This window comes from Kitasatospora sp. NPDC003701, from assembly GCF_053587085.1.
The window spans coordinates 1-16,933 of sequence record NZ_JBSFNM010000001.1; the positions used below are offsets into that span (position 1 = coordinate 1).

Consider the following 16,933-nt stretch of genomic DNA (forward strand, 5'->3'; position numbering starts at 1 on the left):
AGGCGGTGTACTCGCGCTGGAGCGCGGCGTCGCGGCCGAGGCGGTCGCGCCAGGCGTCGTAGCCGGCCCTGTCGTCGGCGCGCAGCAGGCGGTACATCTCGGCGAGCAGGTCGGGGTGCCTCTCGCCGAGCAGGTTGAAGAAGGTCGCCGCGTACGGGTAGGCGCGGAAGCCCTGGGAGGTCCAGGTGGCGTGCAGGACCTGGTCGACCGTCAGGCGCCGGGCCCCGGCGAGGTCGTCCCAGCCGACCTGGCGGACCATGTACGTGCGGGCCTTCACGCCGCCCTCACGGGTGGAGCCGGCGAAGTACTCGGCGGTGCCCTCGTTCATGGCGAAGGTCGCGTCACCGGGCCAGCGGGTGGTGTAGCCGTTCTCCGGGATGGCCCAGCGGGCGTTGAGGTAGTGGGTGTACTCGTGCCGGAACAGCTCCTCCAGGCTGAAGTACGACTCCTCGGTGGTCCGCTGGTAGGTGTAGAAGGTGGACCGGTCCTCCAGGAACATCCCGCCGTTGTTGACGTCGCCGATGCCGAACAGCGTGGCCTGGAAGGCCTGGTAGTGGCTCTTGGTGTCGTACAGCTGGACGGTGAGCACCGGGTGGTCGTCCCCGGCGAGCGGCTGGTCGGTGCCCAGGACGCGGAAGAACTGGGCCTTGACCTGCTTGGTGGCGTAGTAGAGCTGGTCGGCGGTGGCCCGGTCGAGCGCGGTGCGCACGATCAGGGTGCCGTTGTCGTAGCTGAAGGTGTTCGGGAAGAGCGCCTTCTCGATGTCGGCGCGGCAGACGCCGTACGGCGCGCAGAGGCCGAGGTCGTTGACCGGGCCGACCAGGTTGGCCCAGGGCCTGCTCATCCGGCCGAAGGTCGCCGCGGTGAGCTCCAGTTGGGCGCCGATCCGGGACTTCACCTCGGCCTTCAGGGCGTCGATCTGGGCGAAGCGACCGTACTCCAGCATGGCGTCGGCGGCGGCCCACTCGCTGGCGGTGCCCTTGAGGTGGGTGTAGCCGGCGTAGGCGCGGAAGGCCTCGCGGTAGTCGGCGTCGGCGGCCACCGCGGCCCGGAACAGGCCCTGCGGGTCCTCGCCGACGTTGCCGATGCCCTGGAAGTTGATCTGCAGGGCGCCCTGGACGGCCCAGTTCCAGCCCGGGTCGCCGATCACCGGGCTGCCGGGGGCGAACATCCGGACGACCTGCTTGACCAGCGGAACGCGGGCCGTCCGCAGGCCGGGGGCGCTGCCGGTCTGCAGCAGCTCGCCCATCGTCTCGCCGTTGGTGGTGGTGGGCTCGAACACCCGCGGATTGGCGGTGTAGTCGCGGATGGCGCGGTCGAGGGCGGCCACGGTGACGGCGTCACCCAGGTCGATCTCGGCGTAGGAGAAGTCGAAGTAGACGGCGATGTGCAGGTAGTACCAGAGTTCCTGCTGGTTGAGGTTGTTGGCGCTGTCGAAGCGCGAGGAGAGCAGGCTGACCCGCTCGGCGACGGCCCGGACGTGCGCGGGGGTCATGACCTTGGCGGTTTGAACGTTCCAACTGGTCAGCAGCGGCCGCAGGCAGTCCTGGTAGCTGTGGCTGCGGTCGGTCAGGAAGTCCGCCAGCCGGTCCGGGGTGAGGGCGGTGAACACCTCGGGCGGGCAGGCCGCGCCCTGGGCGGTGACGGCGGCGAGGGCGGATTCGGCCGGGTCGCCGTCGGGGGTGCCGGTGGTGGGCTGGAGCGCGGCGGCGCCGGGCCCGCCCTGGGGGCCGACGGTGGTGGCCCCGCCGGGGGCGGCCCGGTGGGCGACCTGCTCGGGGGCCTGACCGGCGACCAGGTCGGGGGCCTGGCCGGGGGTCTGGCCGGGGGTCTGTGCCGAGGTCGGGGCGGCGCCGGCGGCGAGCTGTCGGACGGCGGTGGCCGGTGTGGTGCCGGCAGCCTGGGCGCTCTGCATCAGCGGCGCGGCGAGGGCGGTGGCCAGGGCTGCTGAGAGCAGCGTGTTGCGCACGGTTCTGGAGGTGGGCACCGGAACTCCTCGGTGGGGGCGTGGGGGTGTCATGCGTGGGGGGTGTCGTGCCCCGGGTCGCCGGAGGGGGGAGAAGCGGCGAGTGGCCTGCCGGGCGACGGCAAGCGGAGGGTGACAGTTCGTAACATAGTAATGTGAAATTGCACTTGCAAGAGATTGCGCGCACGTTATCGATTCGTGTTCTTCGTGCGAGGTCTTGACGTTGCCCGGGCCGCGAGCTTCACTATGGCTCTCTCGTTGAAACCTGTTTGGTTCTGATGAGTTGTGTCTGTTTGAACGTTCAAATCGAAGGGTTGTCTCATGTCGGCGCAGACCCTCCCCGAGTACCTGCGGCAGTTCGACGAGCCGGCCGGCTATCTGGACTTCGCACGGGTCGGGCCGGTGTCGGCCGATGTGCGCGCGGTGCTGACCCGGTCGGCCGAATTGATGCACGGTCAGGGCCTGACCGCCCTGGCCGAGTTGGACCGCTCGGTGGCGCGGACGGCGCGGACGGCGGCGGAGCTGCTCGGCTGCCTGCCGCACGAGATCGCCTTCGTCGGGTCGACCTCGCACGGGATGTTCGCGGCCGCCCACGCCGTCCGGGGCGAGGGCGTCGTCCTGGTCGGGCGCGACGACTTCCCCGGGGCCGTCTACCCCTGGCTGCGGGCGGCCGGCAACGGCCGGCTCGCGGTCCGCCTGATCGACGGCCCGGTCACCGCGGACGCCGTCCGGGCCCAGCTGGACGACCGGGTGCGGGCGGTGTCCGTCTGCGCGGTGGACTCCGCCACCGGCTTCCGCGCGCCGCTGGCCGCGATCAAGGAGGCGATCGGGCCGGACCGGGTCCTGGTGGTGGACGCCATCCAGGCGCTCGGCGCGGTCGAGTTCGACGCCGACGCCGCCGACGTGCTCGCCTCCGGCGGTCAGAAGTGGCTGCGGGCCGGCTGGGGCGCCGCACTGCTGATGGTGCGCGACCGCGTCGCCGGGCTGCTCGAACCCGGGCTCGGCGGCTGGTCCGGCGTCATCGACCCGGTCGGCGCGCGCGACCACCCGCGCCCGGCCCGGCCGGGCGCCGTCGCGCACACGCTCACCAACCCCGACGGGCCGGCCGTCGCGGCCCTGGGCGCGGCCCTCGAACTCGTCCGGGCGGTCGGCGTCGGGCCGATCAACGCCCGGATCGGCGACACCCTCGACGCCCTGCTCGACGCCGCCCGCGCGGTGGGTGCGCGGACGGCGGGCGGCGGGGCGCCGGCCGGCTCCCGGGGGTCGCGGGCGGACGCGGGATCCGCCACGGGCAGCGGGATCGCCCGCTTCCACCTGCCGGGCGCCGACCCGCTGGCCGTCCACGACGCCCTGACGGCGGCCGGGCTCGCCACCACCCTGCGCACGCCCTGGGTCCGGCTCTCCCCGCACGCCTCCACCGACCGCCCGGACGCCGTCGCCCGGCTCACCGACGCGCTGCGCGCGGTGCCCACGGGCTGACCGGTCCCGGTCGCCCCGCGCCGTCCTTCCGCCCACCCCAGCAGCCCCACCGGCCCGGCTCACCAGCCCCACCGGCCACCCCAGCAGCCCCACCGGCCCGGCTCACCAGCCCCACCGGCCACCCCAGCAGCCCCACCGGCCCGGCTCGTCGCGCCGGCTCTCCGTCGCACCCCGTCGCACCCCGTCGCCACCCGCGGGGGCGACGGGCCCCACCCCACCACCCCTCAGAGAGGTCAGCCATGTCATCTGTCTCCCGTCGGGATCTGCTGCGCGCCTCCGGCGCCGGCGTGCTCGCCCTCACCGCAGGTGGCGCGCTCGCCGCCTGCGGCGGGTCCGACTCCGTCTCCGGCACGGGCGGTGACGCCGCCACCGGCACCGTCACCGTCTGGTCCTGGACCACCGCGGCCGAGGCCCTGCGCGGCGTCGTCCCGGCCTTCGAGAAGGACAACCCGGGGATCAAGATCGACGTCCAGGACGTCGGCAACCCGGCGATCTGGGACAAGATCACCGTCGGCCTGGCAGCCGGCGGGCAGGGCCTCGCCGATGTGCTGCACATCGGCTGCGACTACCTCCCCGGCTACCTGGAGAAGTTCCCCGGCGGCCTGGCCGACCTCTCGGCGCTCGGCGCCGACGCCCACAAGGACAAGTTCGTCCAGGGGCTCTGGCCGGTGGTCAGCGGCAAGGACGGCCACGCCTACGCGCTGCCCTGGGAGGTCAACCCGCTGGGCTTCTACTACCGCAAGGACTACTTCGACAAGGCGGGCCTGGACCCGAGCACCTTCCAGACCTGGGACGACGTGCTCGCCGGCGCCGACGCGTTCAAGGCGGCCAACCCGGGCGTATCCCTGATCGGCATCAACAAGCCCGCCACCCCCGAGGCCGACCTCGACTTCCTGCAGTCGCTGATGCAGCTCCAGGGCGCGTTCTACTTCGACCTCAAGGGCGCCATCACTCTGGGCTCCCCGGAGGCGGTGCGCGCGCTCACCGTCCTCAAGCGCCTGGAGGACGCCGGGCTGGTCGGCGACGCGGCCGGTGACCAGGGCTGGCTCAACCTGGTGAAGGCCGGTAAGGTCGCCGTCGCCCCGCTGCCCGCCTGGGCCGCGCACTACCTGGAGACCAAGCTCCCCGACCAGAGCGGGAACTGGCGGCTGGCCCGGCCCCCGGCGGTCACCGTCGGCGGCAAGCGCGCCGCGATCGTCAACTCCACCCACCTCGCCGTCGCGGCCTCCAGCCCCCGCCGGGTCGCCGCCTGGAAGTTCGTCGAGTACGCGCTGACCCGGCCGGCCTCGGTCAACGGCATGTTCACCGCCGGCGGCGTCTTCCCCTCCCTGACGGCGGCCTACGCGGATCCGATGTACGCGGCGCCGAACCGCTACTACGGCGGTCAGCCCGTCCTGAAGACCTTCGCCGACCTGCTCGGCGAGGGCGCGGACGCCACCAACTACTCCGGCGACTACGCCCGCGCGCTGAAGCTCGCCAGCGACGCCCAGGTCAAGGTCCTCGTCAAGGGCGCCGACCCGGCGGCCGTGCTCCAGGACGCGGCCAAGCAGCTCGCCCAGCAGACCGGGCGCACCATCGCATGACCGCCACCGCCCGACTCGTCGAGCCCGTCGGGGCGGTGGCGTCACCGGCCCGGCGCCGGGCGGTGCTGCGCCGCCGCGCCCTGCCCTACCTGCTGCTCGCCCCCGCGCTGATCCTCTTCGCGGTGTTCAAGGCCTACCCGATCATCTCCTCGCTGCTGCTCTCGCTGACCACCGGCGCGGGTTCGGCCACCAAGGGCGCCGGGCTGGCCAACTACCGGCGGCTGCTGGACGACCCGCTGTTCTGGACGGCCCTGCGCAACACCGGCGTGATCCTCGTGGTCCAGGTGCCGCTGATGCTCGTGCTGGCGCTCCTCCTGGCCGTCGGCATCAACTCGGCCTTCGTGCGCTGGCGCGCCGTGTGGCGGCTCGGCGTCTTCATGCCCTCCGTCACCGGCCTGGTGGCCACCGGCGTGATGTTCGCCTTCCTGCTGAACACCGACCAGGGCGCCGTCAACTGGCTCCTCGACGCCGTCGGCCTGCCCTCGGTGGACTGGCTCGGCAATCCGTTCTGGGCCCGGATGTCCGTCGTCCTCGTCCTCACCTGGCACTACACCGGCTACAACGCCGTCATCTACCTGGCCGGCCTGCAGGGCATCCCCAAGGAGCTGTACGAGGCCGCGATGGTGGACGGCGCCGGACCGCTGCGCCGCTTCTGGTCGATCACCGTGCCGGCCCTGCGGCCCGTGCTGCTCTTCACGGTGGTGCTCTCCACCATCGGCACGCTGCAACTGTTCGACGAGCCCTACGTGCTGACCCACGGCGGCCCGGACAACGCCACCCTCACCGTGTCGATGTACCTGTACCAGAACGGCTTCCGGTACTTCGACTTCGGCTACGCCTCCGCCATCGCCTACGCGCTCACGCTGATCGTGTCGGTGCTCGGCGCCCTCCAGATGCGCCTGATGGGAGAGCGCTCATGACCACCGCAACCAGGGGGAGCGAGCGGCGGAGCGACAGCCGACCCCGCTTCCGGACGGCGCGACTGCGCGGCCTGCCCCTGACCCTCGTGCTGGCCGGTGTCGCCGGACTCTCGGTCGGCCCCTTCTACTGGCTGGTGGTCGCCGCCAGCCACAAGGACAGCGAGATCTTCTCCTGGCCGCCCGCGCTGCTGCCGGGCGACGCCTTCGGCGACAACGTCGACCGCCTCCAGGCCAAGATCGGGCTGGGCCGGGTGCTCTTCAACTCGCTGCTGGTGGCCGGGTTGCAGACGGTGGGCGCGCTGATCGTCGCCCTGCTGGCCGGTTACGCCTTCGCCAAGTTCCGGTTCCGGGGCCGCACCGTGCTGTTCGCGGTGCTGCTCTCCACCCTGGTGGTGCCGGAGCAGGTGATGCTGGTGCCGCTGTTCAAGATGATGATGTCCTTCGGCCTGCTCGACACCTACCAGGCCGTCGTGCTCCCGGGCCTGTGCGTGCCGTTCGCGATCTTCCTGATGCGCCAGTCCCTCAGCGGGATGCCGGACGAACTGCTGGACGCCGCCCGGGTCGACGGCGCCGGCGAGTTCCGGGTGCTGTGGAGCGTGGTCGTCCCGGTGATGCGCCCGGTGCTCGCCGCGCTGTCCATCTTCCTCTTCCTGGGTTCGTGGAACCAGTTCGTCTGGCCGCTGATCGCACTGCGCAGCGCCGAGATGCACACCCTGCCGGTGGCGCTCGCCACGCTCCACGGCATGAAGAGCACCACCGACTACGGCGCGATCCTCGCCGGGACCGCCGTTTCCACCGTGCCGATGATGGTCCTCTTCCTGGTCCTTCAGCGGCAGTTCATCTCCGGCCTGCTGGCCGGCGCTACGAAGGGCTGACCATGGAAGAGATCTGGGAACCGCACGCCGGTGCGGCCGCCGCCGGGCGACCCCGCCCGCTGGCCGTCGAGGGGCTGGACCTGCTGGTCACCGGCGAGGCCACGGCGCGCGTGACCGACGAGGGCGTCGTCGAGGTCACCGCGGCCGACGACGGCGAGGTGCGGATCGAGTGGCGCGTCCCGTGCGTCGACGCGACCGCCTTCTGGAGCCCGGACAGCAGCCTCACCGGCTGGCTGCCGGCGAGCTGGCGGGCGCCGCACCAGGTGTCCCTCACCCGCGGCGCACCGGTCGCCGCCCTCGTCGGCACCGGCGACGTCGCGATCTGCGCCTTCGCCGCCGACCGGGTGGACGTCCTGGCCGGCGCGGGAGTCGTCGAGGAGACCGCCGAGTTCCGGTTCTGGGTGCAGGCCACCGGCCGGCTGACCGTCCGGATCGACACCTCGCGCCGGCACTTCGCCCGCTGCCTGGCCGGCATCGCCGGCTGGTGGTGGGCCGGCCGGGAGGCCCACGTCCCGGACGCCGCCCGCCTCCCCGCGTACTCGACCTGGTACTCGCTGCACCAGAACGTCACCCCCGGGGCGGTCGAGACCCAGGCCGCCCTCGGCAAGGAGCTGGGGCTGGACGTCATCATCGTCGACGACGGCTGGATGACCGACGACCGCACCCGCGGCTACGCCCACTGCGGGGACTGGGAGCCGGTCTCGCTTCCGGACACCGCCGCCCACGTCCGGCGCGTGCACGACCTCGGGGTCCAGTACATGCTCTGGTACGCCCTGCCGTTCATCGGCCGGGACAGCGAGGCCGCGCAGAAGCTCGGCCGGTACGCGCTGAAGGAGGACGACCGGATGGGCGTGATCGTCGCCGATCCGCGCTACGCCGTCGTCCGGGAGCACCTCACCGACCGGCTCGCCCGGGCCGTCGAGGAGTGGGGGATGGACGGGCTGAAGGTCGACTTCGTGGACTGGTTCGGCGTCCAGGACCCGCCCCCGGCCGGGCCGGAGGCGGACTGCGCCACCGTGGCCGAGGGCGTCGAGCGGCTGCTCGGCGGGATCCGCCGCCGGATCACCGCCGTCCGCCCGCAGGCCATGATCGAGCACCGCCAGCCCTACGTCAGCCCCGGCCTCTGGCCGTACACCACCATGGTCCGGGCCACCGACTGCCCGCTCAGCCCGACCGAGAACCGGCAGCGCACCATCGACACCCGGCTGGTCGCCGGGCCGATGGCGGTCCACGCCGACATGCTCATGTGGCACCCGGCGGAGCCGCCCGAGCAGGTGGCCTGCCACCTGATCAACGTGCTGTTCTCGGTGCCGCAGATCTCGGTCGACCTGGCGGCCCAGACCCCCGAGCAGCGCGAGGTCCTCGCCTTCTGGCTCGGCGTCGTGCGCGAGCACCTCGCCACCCTGCAACTCGGCGAGCTGCGCCCGGACCGGCCCGACCTCGGCTACCCGCAGGTCACGGCCGCCGGCCCGGACACCGTGGTGGTCGCGCGCTACGCCCCGCTGCCCGTCCGGGCGGTCGCCGAGCCGTGGCGCACGCTGCTGGTCGCCAACGCCGACGCCGACCCGGAGGTCCACCTGCTCGGCGGCTCGGGGGAGGCGGAGGCCACCGTCCAGGACGCCCGCGGGCGCGTCCTGCGGCAGGGCCCCCTCGATCTGACCGGGGCGGCCGTCGTCGCCGTACCGCGCGGCGGGCTGCTGACGCTGCGCCGGTCCTGATCCCGGCCGCCCCGGGCCGGCCGGTCGGCGGTCGTGGCCGTACCGGGCCGTCTTCGGCCCGTCTTCGGTCCGTCCTCGGTCCCGTACCGGCCGCCGGCCCGGGGCGGTCGTGTGATTGCCTGGTCGTGCTCGTGCTCGTGCTCGTGCTTGTGCTTGTGCTCGTGCGACTGCACGACCTCACGACCGACCGACCGAGTGCGCGACCTCACGACCTCACGACCTCACGACCTCACGACCGAGCGGAGGACCCATTGTCCGAGGGACTGTCCCGGCGGCGCCGCGGCGCCACCACGATCGAGGAGGTCGCCCGTGCGGCCGGGGTCTCCCGGCAGACCGTCTCCAACGCCATCAACGCACCGCAGAAGGTCCGGCCGGAAACCCTGGCCCGGGTCACCGCGACCGTCGAGCGGCTCGGCTACCAGCCGGACCAGTCGGCCCGCTCACTGCGCACCGGGGCCCGCCGCACGCTCGGCTACCTCGCCCCGGTGGACGACCCGTTCGACCCCAACCCGCTGATGGCGGGCTTCCTGGAGGCCCTGGTCGACGCGGCGGGCGCCGAGGGGCAGCGGGTGCTGCTCTTCCGCCCCGCGCCCGGCACGGCGGACCCGCGACCGGCGATCGACGAACTGCTGGCGGCCCGCCAGGTGGACGGCCTCGTCCTGGCGGACGTCCTGCGGGACGACCTCCGGGTCGCGCACGTCGTGCGGTCCGGCGTGCCGTTCGCCGCCTTCGGGCGGACCGGCGCCGGCAGCCCGCAGCACTGGGTGGACATCGACAACACCGCGGCGATGGCGGCGGTCGCCGGGCACCTCGCGGCGCAGGGCCACCGCCGGGTCGGCTTCGTCGGTGGCGCGGCCGGCCTGCCGTGGATGGCGGACCGGCGCGAGGGCTTCCGTGCGGAGGCGGACCGGCTGGGCCTGACCGTCGCCGAACCGGGGGAGCTGGGCACCGGCGCGCAGGGCGACGGCGTCGCGGCGGTGCGGGCGCTGCTGCGCGGGGCCGACCGGCCGACGGCCGTGGCGGCGGGCAGTGATCTGCTGGCCATGGACGTCTACGAGGCGGTCCGTGCCGAAGGTCTGACCGTCGGCCGGGACGTGGCGGTGGTGGGCTTCCACGACACCCCGCTCTGCCGTCACCTGCACCCCGCGCTGACCTCCGTCCGGCTGCCCCTGCCGGCCATCGCGGCCGGGCTGGTGCGGTTGCTCCTGGCCCAGGTCCGGGGCGAGCAGCCGCCGGGGAAGGGCCTGGAGCTGCCGGCCGAACTGGTCGTCCGGGACAGCTCGCGCTGAGCCCGGCGCCCCGGCCCCGCGCCCCGGACCGGCATCCGGCCGGTCCGGGCGCCGGGCGTTCGGGGCGCGCGGGAACCCGGTGGCTCCGAACGAGTGGACTTGCCGGAACGCGTACCGACCGGTGCCTCCGCCCGGGGTCCGAAGGGTGACCTTTGCCATCTGAGCCCCCGAGATGGAAGAGGCGCCCGCCATGCGACGTACCCCCTCCCGCCGCCTGCTCGCCGCCGCGCTCCTCGCGGTGTCCGTGCTGGCCCCGACCGCGGTGACGCCCGCGACGGCCGTCCATGCCGTGAGCACCGACCGGTACGGCCAGGACGACCACCCGCAGGACGGCCTCGGCCCCGAGCTGACCGCCCGGCTGGACAGGGCCATCGAGGACGTCCGGCAGCAGGCCGGGATCCCCGGCGTCGTCGTCGGGCTCTGGCTGCCGGGCAGGGGAAGCTACGTCCGCGCGACCGGTGTCGCCGACACCACCACCGGCAGGCCGATGACCACCGACGGCTTCACCCGGATCGGCAGCGAGACCAAGACCTTCACCGTCACCGCGCTGCTCGAACTCGTCGACGACGGCCGGATCGGGCTGGACGACCCGATCTCCGACTACGTCGAGGGCGTGCCCTGCGGTTCCGACATCACACTGCGTCAGCTCGCCGAGATGCGCAGCGGCCTGTTCCCCTACACCTCGGACCCGGACTTCGTCCGGACGCTGGAGAGCGACCCGAGCCGTTCGTTCACCCCGCAGGAGGTGCTCGCCTACGGCTTCAAGCACGACAACACCTTCGGCCCGGGCGAGAAGTTCGAGTACTCCAACACCAACCTCGTCCTGCTCGGCCTGGTCGTCGAGAAGGTCAGCGGGCGCGGCCTCGCCGACTTCATCCACGAGCGGGTGCTCCGCCCGGCCCGCCTGCACCGCACGCTGTTCCCGAGCGGGCCCGAGTTCCCCGAGCCGCACGCGCGCGGCTACACCGACCAGACGCCGAGCGGCGAGGTCGCGGACGCCACGGACTGGAACCCGAGCTGGGGCTGGGCGGCCGGGGCGATGATCTCGGACCTGCACGACCTGCGCCGCTGGGCCGGGATCGTCGCCACCGGGGAGCTGCTCAGCCCGCAGACCCAGCGCGAGCGGCTCAAGGTGCTGCCGACCGGCATCCCCGGCACCGACTACGGCCTCGGGATCTTCGAGACCGGCGGCTGGATCGGCCACAACGGCTCCATCCCCGGCTACGAGACCGTGGCCGTCCACCTGCCGTCGCAGCGGGCCACGCTCGTGATCGAGATCAACACGGACATCTCCTCCCAGGGCCAGGAGCCGTCCACCCTGCTCGCCCGGGCGATCACCGAGATCGCGACCCCGGACAACGTCTACGACCGCCCGGTGCCCCCGAGCTAGCCACGATCAGCCCGAACACCTGTTGCCATTCAGGGTCATGACGGACCATCGGCCGGCCGGGACGGAGAGCCGGCCGACCGCCGGACAGCCTCGGGACATCCGGCGGTTTCTCTGCGGCGACCGCGCGCCGTGGGCCACCATGGCGAGTCCGGACGGACGGGCGAGCGAGCGGGCGGAGCGGCGGCATGGCGGGGTGGCAGGTCCGGGAGGACGGCGGTCCACCGGAGGGCAAGGCCCGGAACGAGGCGAACGAGGCGCGGGTCGGCGGCCCACTCGTCCAGGCCGGGACGGTGACCACGATGCAGTTCTTCCACCAGCAGGCCCCGCCGGTGCCGGAGTCGGCGCTGGTGGTGCTCGGGGGTGCCGCCGCGGCCCACGGCGCCGGACCCGACGGCGACGAGGGCGGCGCCGCCGGCGGGGCGGGTGCCCTGCCACCGCCCGCCCCGCCGCCCGCCGGCCCCGCGCCGGTCTGGACGGGCGGCGGCACACTGGCCGGCCGCGCCCTGCTGAACGGCCTCTCCCACCGGCCGGAAGAGCTGGAGATCCTGCTGCCGCCGATCCGTACGCGGCACGACGACGTCCAGGCGATGGAGTTCTCGCCCGACGGCTCACTGCTGGCCACGGCCGGCACCGACGGCGCGGTCCGCCTCTGGGATCCGGAGACCGGCCGGCAGCGCGGCGGGGCGCTGGTCGGCCACCGCGGCTGGGTCAATGCGGTGGCGTTCTCCCCCTGCGGCCGATGGCTGGCGAGCGGCGGCGTGGACGGGACGGTCCGGCTCTGGGCACCGGGGGACCGGACGGCGGCCGTCCGGGTGCTGCGCGTCGGCGACATCGCGGTCGCCGAACTGCTCTTCTCGCCGACCGGGGAGCTCCTCGCGGTGGCCGACCTGAGCGGCGCGGCGCAGCTCCGGGAGGCGGCGACGGGCCGGCTCGTCCACGCCCTGCCGTCGACCGGCTGTCTCGTCAACTCCCTGGCCTTCGCGCCCGACGGGGGCGTCCTCGCACTCGCCGGGGCCGACGGGCGGGTGCGGTTCCGGTCCACGGCGACCGGGCAGGAGACCCGTGACCAGCTGAAGACGCCGGGCGTGCGCATCGTCGAGACGTTCTTCACCGCGGACGCCGAACTCCTCACCGTCGACCACCGGGGCGTGATGCGACTCTGGGCGATCGGCGACGATGCGCAGCGCAGCTTCCACCTCTTCGGGGACGAGGACGGCCACGCGTGCTGCGCGGCCCTCTCGCGGGACGGCAACCTCTGCGCGACGGTCGACGAGGCCGGCCCGGTGCAGCTGTGGAACCCGCACACCGGGCAGCGCAAGGGCGAGCCGCTCCGGGTACGCGACGGCTCGGTCTGGACGGTCGCGTTCTCGCCCGACGCCTCGGTGCTGGCGATCGCGGGCTCGGGCGAGACGGTCGCCCTGAAGGTCCTGCGGTCCTGATCAAGCGCCAGATCACGCCGGACGAAGGCAGGTTGACCGGAACCGGTGGCGGCCGTCCCCGTGATCCGAAACGATGGCGCGGTGGATCACGACTTGGCCCGCTTGGGCGCCCGGGAGTTCGAGCACGTCGTCCAGGCGCTCGCCAAGCACGTCCTCGGCCCCGGCGTCCGGGTGTTCGGTGACGGGCGGGACGGTGGCCGTGATGCCGACTTCGACGGCACGGTGCCGTACACGTCGCACGGCGGTCAATGGAATGGTTACGGCGTCGTGCAGGCGAAGTTCCGCGGCCGCCCGGGCGGCCGACCCGCCGACGTGGTCTGGCTGGAGGGCGAGATCCGCAAGGAGCTCGCCGACTGGGCCTCGGTGGGCTCCCGCGGTGAACGGCTGCCGCAGTACCTTCTGTTCGCGACGAACGTGGTGCTGTCGCCGGCGGCCGGAAACGGTGGGATCGATCGGATCGACGCCTTCGTCGCGGAGCAGGCCGCGCAGCTCGACCTGCCGCTCCGGGGCTGGGCGGTCTGGCACTTCGACGAGATCTGCCGCTTCCTCGACATGTACCCGGGCATCCGCCAGACCGTGGCGGGTCTGGTCGTCCCGGGGGACGTCCTGGCACCACTGGTCGCTGCGGGCCGGGACCGGGGAGACGCGGCGGAGGCCGCGCGAACGGCGGCGGGGTTGCGGGCCTACACGGCCGCCGAGCTCGTCGCCGACCAGTGGGTCCGGCTGGGCCAGGCCGGTGCCGAGCCCGACCGGGGCCGGATCGGACTCGGCCGGGTCGCCGTCGATCTGCGGGCCCGCCGCAGTGCGGTGGGCACGGCGGCCGGTGAGGTGGTGTCGACCGCTGCCCATGTGATCGGGCGGGGTGAGGCCTGTCTGCGCCCTTCCGCGCGGGAGGGAACGGAGGCGCGGCACCTCCTGCTGGTCGGCGGCCCTGGGCAGGGAAAGAGCACACTGAGCCAACTGATCTGCCAGGCGTACCGGGTGTCCTTCCTGGACGGAGACGGTGGTGGACTGCCGACTGCCCAGGCGCGAGAGGTGCACAGGTCGCTGCGCCGGGAGTTGGCCGGTATCGGCCTGCCGGTACCGAATGTTCGCCGGCTGCCGCTGCGAATCGTGCTGCACGACTACGCGAGCGCGCTGCGGAGCGATGAGCATCTCGGCGTACTGGACTTCCTGGCACGGCAGTTGGCACGTCGGTCGGTCGAGGTCTCCGCGGCCGCGCTCGGCCGGTCGCTGCGGACCTCACCCTGGCTCCTGCTGCTCGACGGCCTCGACGAGGTGGCGCCCCGGCAGACCCGGGAACTGGTCATGGGCCGGATCGAGGAGTTCCTGCTCACGGCCGGCGCCATGGACGCGGACCTCCTGGTGGTCGGTACCACCCGGCCGCAGGGGTACAACGGCGAGTTCCATCAAGGGGACTACGAGACTCTTCGGTTGCGGGATCTCACGACGGAGGAGGCGTTGCACTACGCGGGCCGGCTCGCCCGGGCCAGGCACCAGGACGACCCCGACCTGCTCGACACCGTGGAGAACCGCATCGAGGCTGCCGCGCGGGACGCGCACACCGCCCGGCTGATGCGTTCGCCGCTTCAGGTGACGATCATGTCGCTGCTCGTCGAGAAGCGTGCCAGGATGCCGCAGAACCGCTACGAGCTCTTCGAGGCCTACTACGGCACCGTCTACGCGCGCGAGGCCGACAAACCCGGGCCGACCGGGCAGCTGCTCGCGGAGAGCCAGGCCCATGTGGACTGGCTGCACCAGTACGTGGGACTGCACCTTCAGGCGAGCGAGGCCGTGACCGAGCCGACCGACGTGCCGGCGCTGGAGCGGACCAATGTCGAACGGGCGCTCCAGGACCGGCTGCTGACCGAGACCGAGGACGAGGAGCGGTCGCGTTCGCTGGCGGCGGAGCTGGTCGAGGCGGCCACCGACCGGCTGGTCCTGCTGGTCGCGCCCGAGCAGGGGGCGATCGGCTTCGAGGTCAAGAGTCTCCAGGAGTACTGCGCGGCCCGGGCACTCCTCTCCGGTCCGGACAAGGACATCGTGCCGAGGCTGGGCCCCCTCGCCAGGGACGACAGCTGGCAGCACACCTGGCTGCTGACCGCCGCCGGCCTCTTCACCCACCGGCCGCACCTGCGATCCGAACTCATCACCCTGCTACGGGAGGTGGACGCGTTGGACCCGGCTGCCATGACGCTGCTCCCCGGCGCCGGCCTCGCCCTGGAGCTGCTGCACCAGGACATCGCCCGCCGGCACCCGCGCTACCAGCAGCTGTTGGTCCAGCACGCGGCCGAGCTGATCGGGTCGCCACTCGGGTACACGTTCTTCTACACCTCGGTGGCCCCGGTACTCGAAGACGTCGCCGCCCGGAGCGAGGAGGCTCGGCGCTATGTGGAGAACGCCGCCCGGAAGGCGCTTGCCGGGCATGAGGTCCGCACCGTCTTCAGCTACCGCACCGTCCTGCGATGGACGAAGGGCACCGGCCCCTTGGCCGAGGCGGCCAGGGAGTTGCTGCACGAGGCCGAGGGGCGGATGACCCCGGAGCAGCGGGCAGCGATCCGGCTCTTCATCGCGGCGGAACTGAACGGCCGCTCCCTCCCGGGTGGCCTCGCAGGACACCTTCCCGAGGAACCCGGTGTCAGTACCGATCTGGCCTCCGTGATCGCGGCTGCCCTGCCCGCCGGTGGCCGGAGCCGGTCCGACTCGGTGCTGCGGGCCGAGGCCCGTGACTGGGTCGAAACGTGGTTGGCGGATCAGAGCGTGACCGTCCGGACGGTCGACGGGATCACGGTGCCTCTGGTCGAGGAATTCCCGACCTTCCCAATGGACTGTCGGTGGGAATGGGAGTGGCTTTCCCATGCGCAACAGCTCTGCATCGAAGCTGCCGAGGCCCAGCCCGCGACGGGGTGGAGCGTCGTGAAGGTGCTGCACGACTTCCTGGCAGGAGTGGCCTACTACGATTTTGCACTGGAGCCCACCGTGGTCGGCATCACCGATCTCCCCGGTGCCGGCTGAGCCCTGCTCGACCGCTTTCGACCCTGCGGGCTGCCCCGCCCGGCGCGGTCACCGAAAGGTGCCCCGGTCACCGGAAAGTGCGTTCTTCTGCCTCCGGGCCCGTGTCCCTAGGGTGAGCGGGTAACCGGTGGAGACCGCGGGGACGGCGCTGCGTGCCGCCGTGGTCCGGACGAATCGGAGTGCCCATGGCCGTCCTGAAGACCTACGCCCGCCTCTGGGTGGACAGCCTCGACGACGCCCTTCCGCTGCTGCGCACGCTCACCGGCGCGGAGCCCGATCTGCGATTGGGCTTCGAGGGCGTCGAGTTGGCGGCCGTCGGCGACTTCCTGGTGATCGCCGGCCCGGCCGGGGAGCGGGCCCGGTACGCGCACGCCTCCGCGACCGTGGTGGTCACCGACCTCGACGAGCTGCGGGCGACCCTGCTGGCCGCCGGCGCCGTGATCACCACGCCCGAGACCACCTCGCCGACCGGCCGCTTCCTCTACGCGCGGCACGCCGACGGGGCCGAGATCGAGTACGTGGAGTGGACCCCGGAGCTGGTCCGGCGGATCGTCCGCCCCGCAGAGTGACGGGGGCGACGGCGAGGGCCGGCCCGTTCGGTTCCTAGTCCGCCGACTCCTCGGCGCGCTGCTCGGCTGCGCGGACCTGGTCGGCGAACTCCTCGGCGCCGATCCGCTCGACCGTCGCCCCGTGCCGGGCGGCGAACTCGTCGGCGGCGGCGGGGGACGCCTCCCGGATGTCCAGCACCAGCAGGGCCGCGCCGTCCGGCACCCGCGGGGAGAGCACGATCAGCCCGGCCCCGCCCGTGGCGTTTCGGCCCTCCTCGGCGGCGTTGCCGAGCGCCGCGCCGGCGGCGAATCCCAGCAGGGAGCCGATCGGCCCGCCGAGCAGCCCGATCAGGCCGCCGACCACGCCGGAGCCCACGGTGGCCACGCCGGCCCCGCGGGCATAGCCGTCCTTGGTCTCCAGCAGGCCGTCGGCGGAGCGCTCCAGGACGGCGGCCTGCCGAAGGCCCGGCAGGTGCTCCGCCTCCTCGAACGCGGGGCGGCACGCGGACGGGTCCGGGAAGGTGAGCAGAACGACATTGTGCTGGTCGGTCATCGCACTCCGATCGGGTCGGGGCTGTGCCCTGGGCTTCCATCCTGACGGCGGCCGGGCGGGCCTGCCACAGGAGTCGCACGGCTTCCCCGGGTGCGCGGCTTCAAACGTCCGGCCAGGTGCGCCACGGCCCCGTCCTGCCGCGCCGACCCGACCGGCCC

Annotated in this window: 12 protein-coding genes; 10 read left to right on the forward strand and 2 right to left on the reverse strand. The window is 73.3% G+C overall.

Annotated elements, in window-relative coordinates:
- Window positions 1-1,987: collagenase (locus tag ACWDRR_RS00005; protein ID WP_449769853.1), on the reverse strand; the 1,987-nt coding region annotated here is incomplete at its 3' end.
- 300 nt (window positions 1,988-2,287) lie between these two features.
- On the opposite strand from ACWDRR_RS00005, the gene ACWDRR_RS00010 reads away from it, so the two are divergent.
- From ACWDRR_RS00010 to ACWDRR_RS00055, 10 genes are all read left to right on the forward strand, one after another.
- Window positions 2,288-3,445 (forward strand): aminotransferase class V-fold PLP-dependent enzyme, encoded by a 1,158-nt coding sequence (locus ACWDRR_RS00010; protein ID WP_449769854.1) that lies wholly within the window; start codon window positions 2,288-2,290, stop codon window positions 3,443-3,445.
- Window positions 3,446-3,684: 239 nt separating this feature from the next.
- A complete protein-coding gene (locus tag ACWDRR_RS00015) occupies window positions 3,685-5,028 on the forward strand; it encodes an ABC transporter substrate-binding protein (protein ID WP_449769855.1) in 1,344 nt (447 codons plus the stop codon).
- A complete protein-coding gene (locus tag ACWDRR_RS00020) occupies window positions 5,025-5,948 on the forward strand; it encodes a carbohydrate ABC transporter permease (protein WP_449769856.1) in 924 nt (307 codons plus the stop codon). Before ACWDRR_RS00015 ends, ACWDRR_RS00020 begins: the two co-directional genes overlap by 4 nt.
- Window positions 5,945-6,823 carry a carbohydrate ABC transporter permease gene (locus ACWDRR_RS00025; protein ID WP_449769857.1) on the forward strand — a complete coding sequence of 293 codons (879 nt, stop codon included), beginning with the start codon at window positions 5,945-5,947 and terminating at the stop codon, window positions 6,821-6,823. Before ACWDRR_RS00020 ends, ACWDRR_RS00025 begins: the two co-directional genes overlap by 4 nt.
- 2 nt (window positions 6,824-6,825) lie before the next feature.
- Window positions 6,826-8,541: a glycoside hydrolase family 36 protein gene (locus tag ACWDRR_RS00030; RefSeq protein WP_449769858.1), complete on the forward strand. Its 1,716-nt coding sequence runs from the start codon at window positions 6,826-6,828 to the stop codon at window positions 8,539-8,541.
- A 251-nt stretch (window positions 8,542-8,792) separates the two neighbouring features.
- Window positions 8,793-9,830: a LacI family DNA-binding transcriptional regulator gene (locus ACWDRR_RS00035; RefSeq protein ID WP_449769859.1), complete on the forward strand. Its 1,038-nt coding sequence runs from the start codon at window positions 8,793-8,795 to the stop codon at window positions 9,828-9,830.
- Between the two features lie 190 nt (window positions 9,831-10,020).
- Entirely contained in the window at window positions 10,021-11,220 is a 1,200-nt protein-coding gene (locus tag ACWDRR_RS00040; protein ID WP_449769860.1) for a serine hydrolase domain-containing protein, read from the forward strand.
- A gap of 185 nt (window positions 11,221-11,405) precedes the next feature.
- Window positions 11,406-12,659: a WD40 repeat domain-containing protein gene (locus tag ACWDRR_RS00045; protein WP_449769861.1), complete on the forward strand. Its 1,254-nt coding sequence runs from the start codon at window positions 11,406-11,408 to the stop codon at window positions 12,657-12,659.
- Between the two features lie 81 nt (window positions 12,660-12,740).
- Window positions 12,741-15,674 (forward strand): NACHT domain-containing protein, encoded by a 2,934-nt coding sequence (locus tag ACWDRR_RS00050; protein WP_449769862.1) that lies wholly within the window; start codon window positions 12,741-12,743, stop codon window positions 15,672-15,674.
- Window positions 15,675-15,859: 185 nt separating this feature from the next.
- Complete coding sequence (locus ACWDRR_RS00055; RefSeq protein WP_449769863.1) at window positions 15,860-16,243, forward strand: VOC family protein; 384 nt, start codon at window positions 15,860-15,862, stop codon at window positions 16,241-16,243.
- Window positions 16,244-16,277: 34 nt separating this feature from the next.
- On the opposite strand, the gene ACWDRR_RS00060 is transcribed toward ACWDRR_RS00055, so the two are convergent.
- Window positions 16,278-16,775 (reverse strand): histidine kinase, encoded by a 498-nt coding sequence (locus ACWDRR_RS00060; protein WP_449769864.1) that lies wholly within the window; start codon window positions 16,773-16,775, stop codon window positions 16,278-16,280.
- Window positions 16,776-16,933 lie beyond the last annotated feature (158 nt).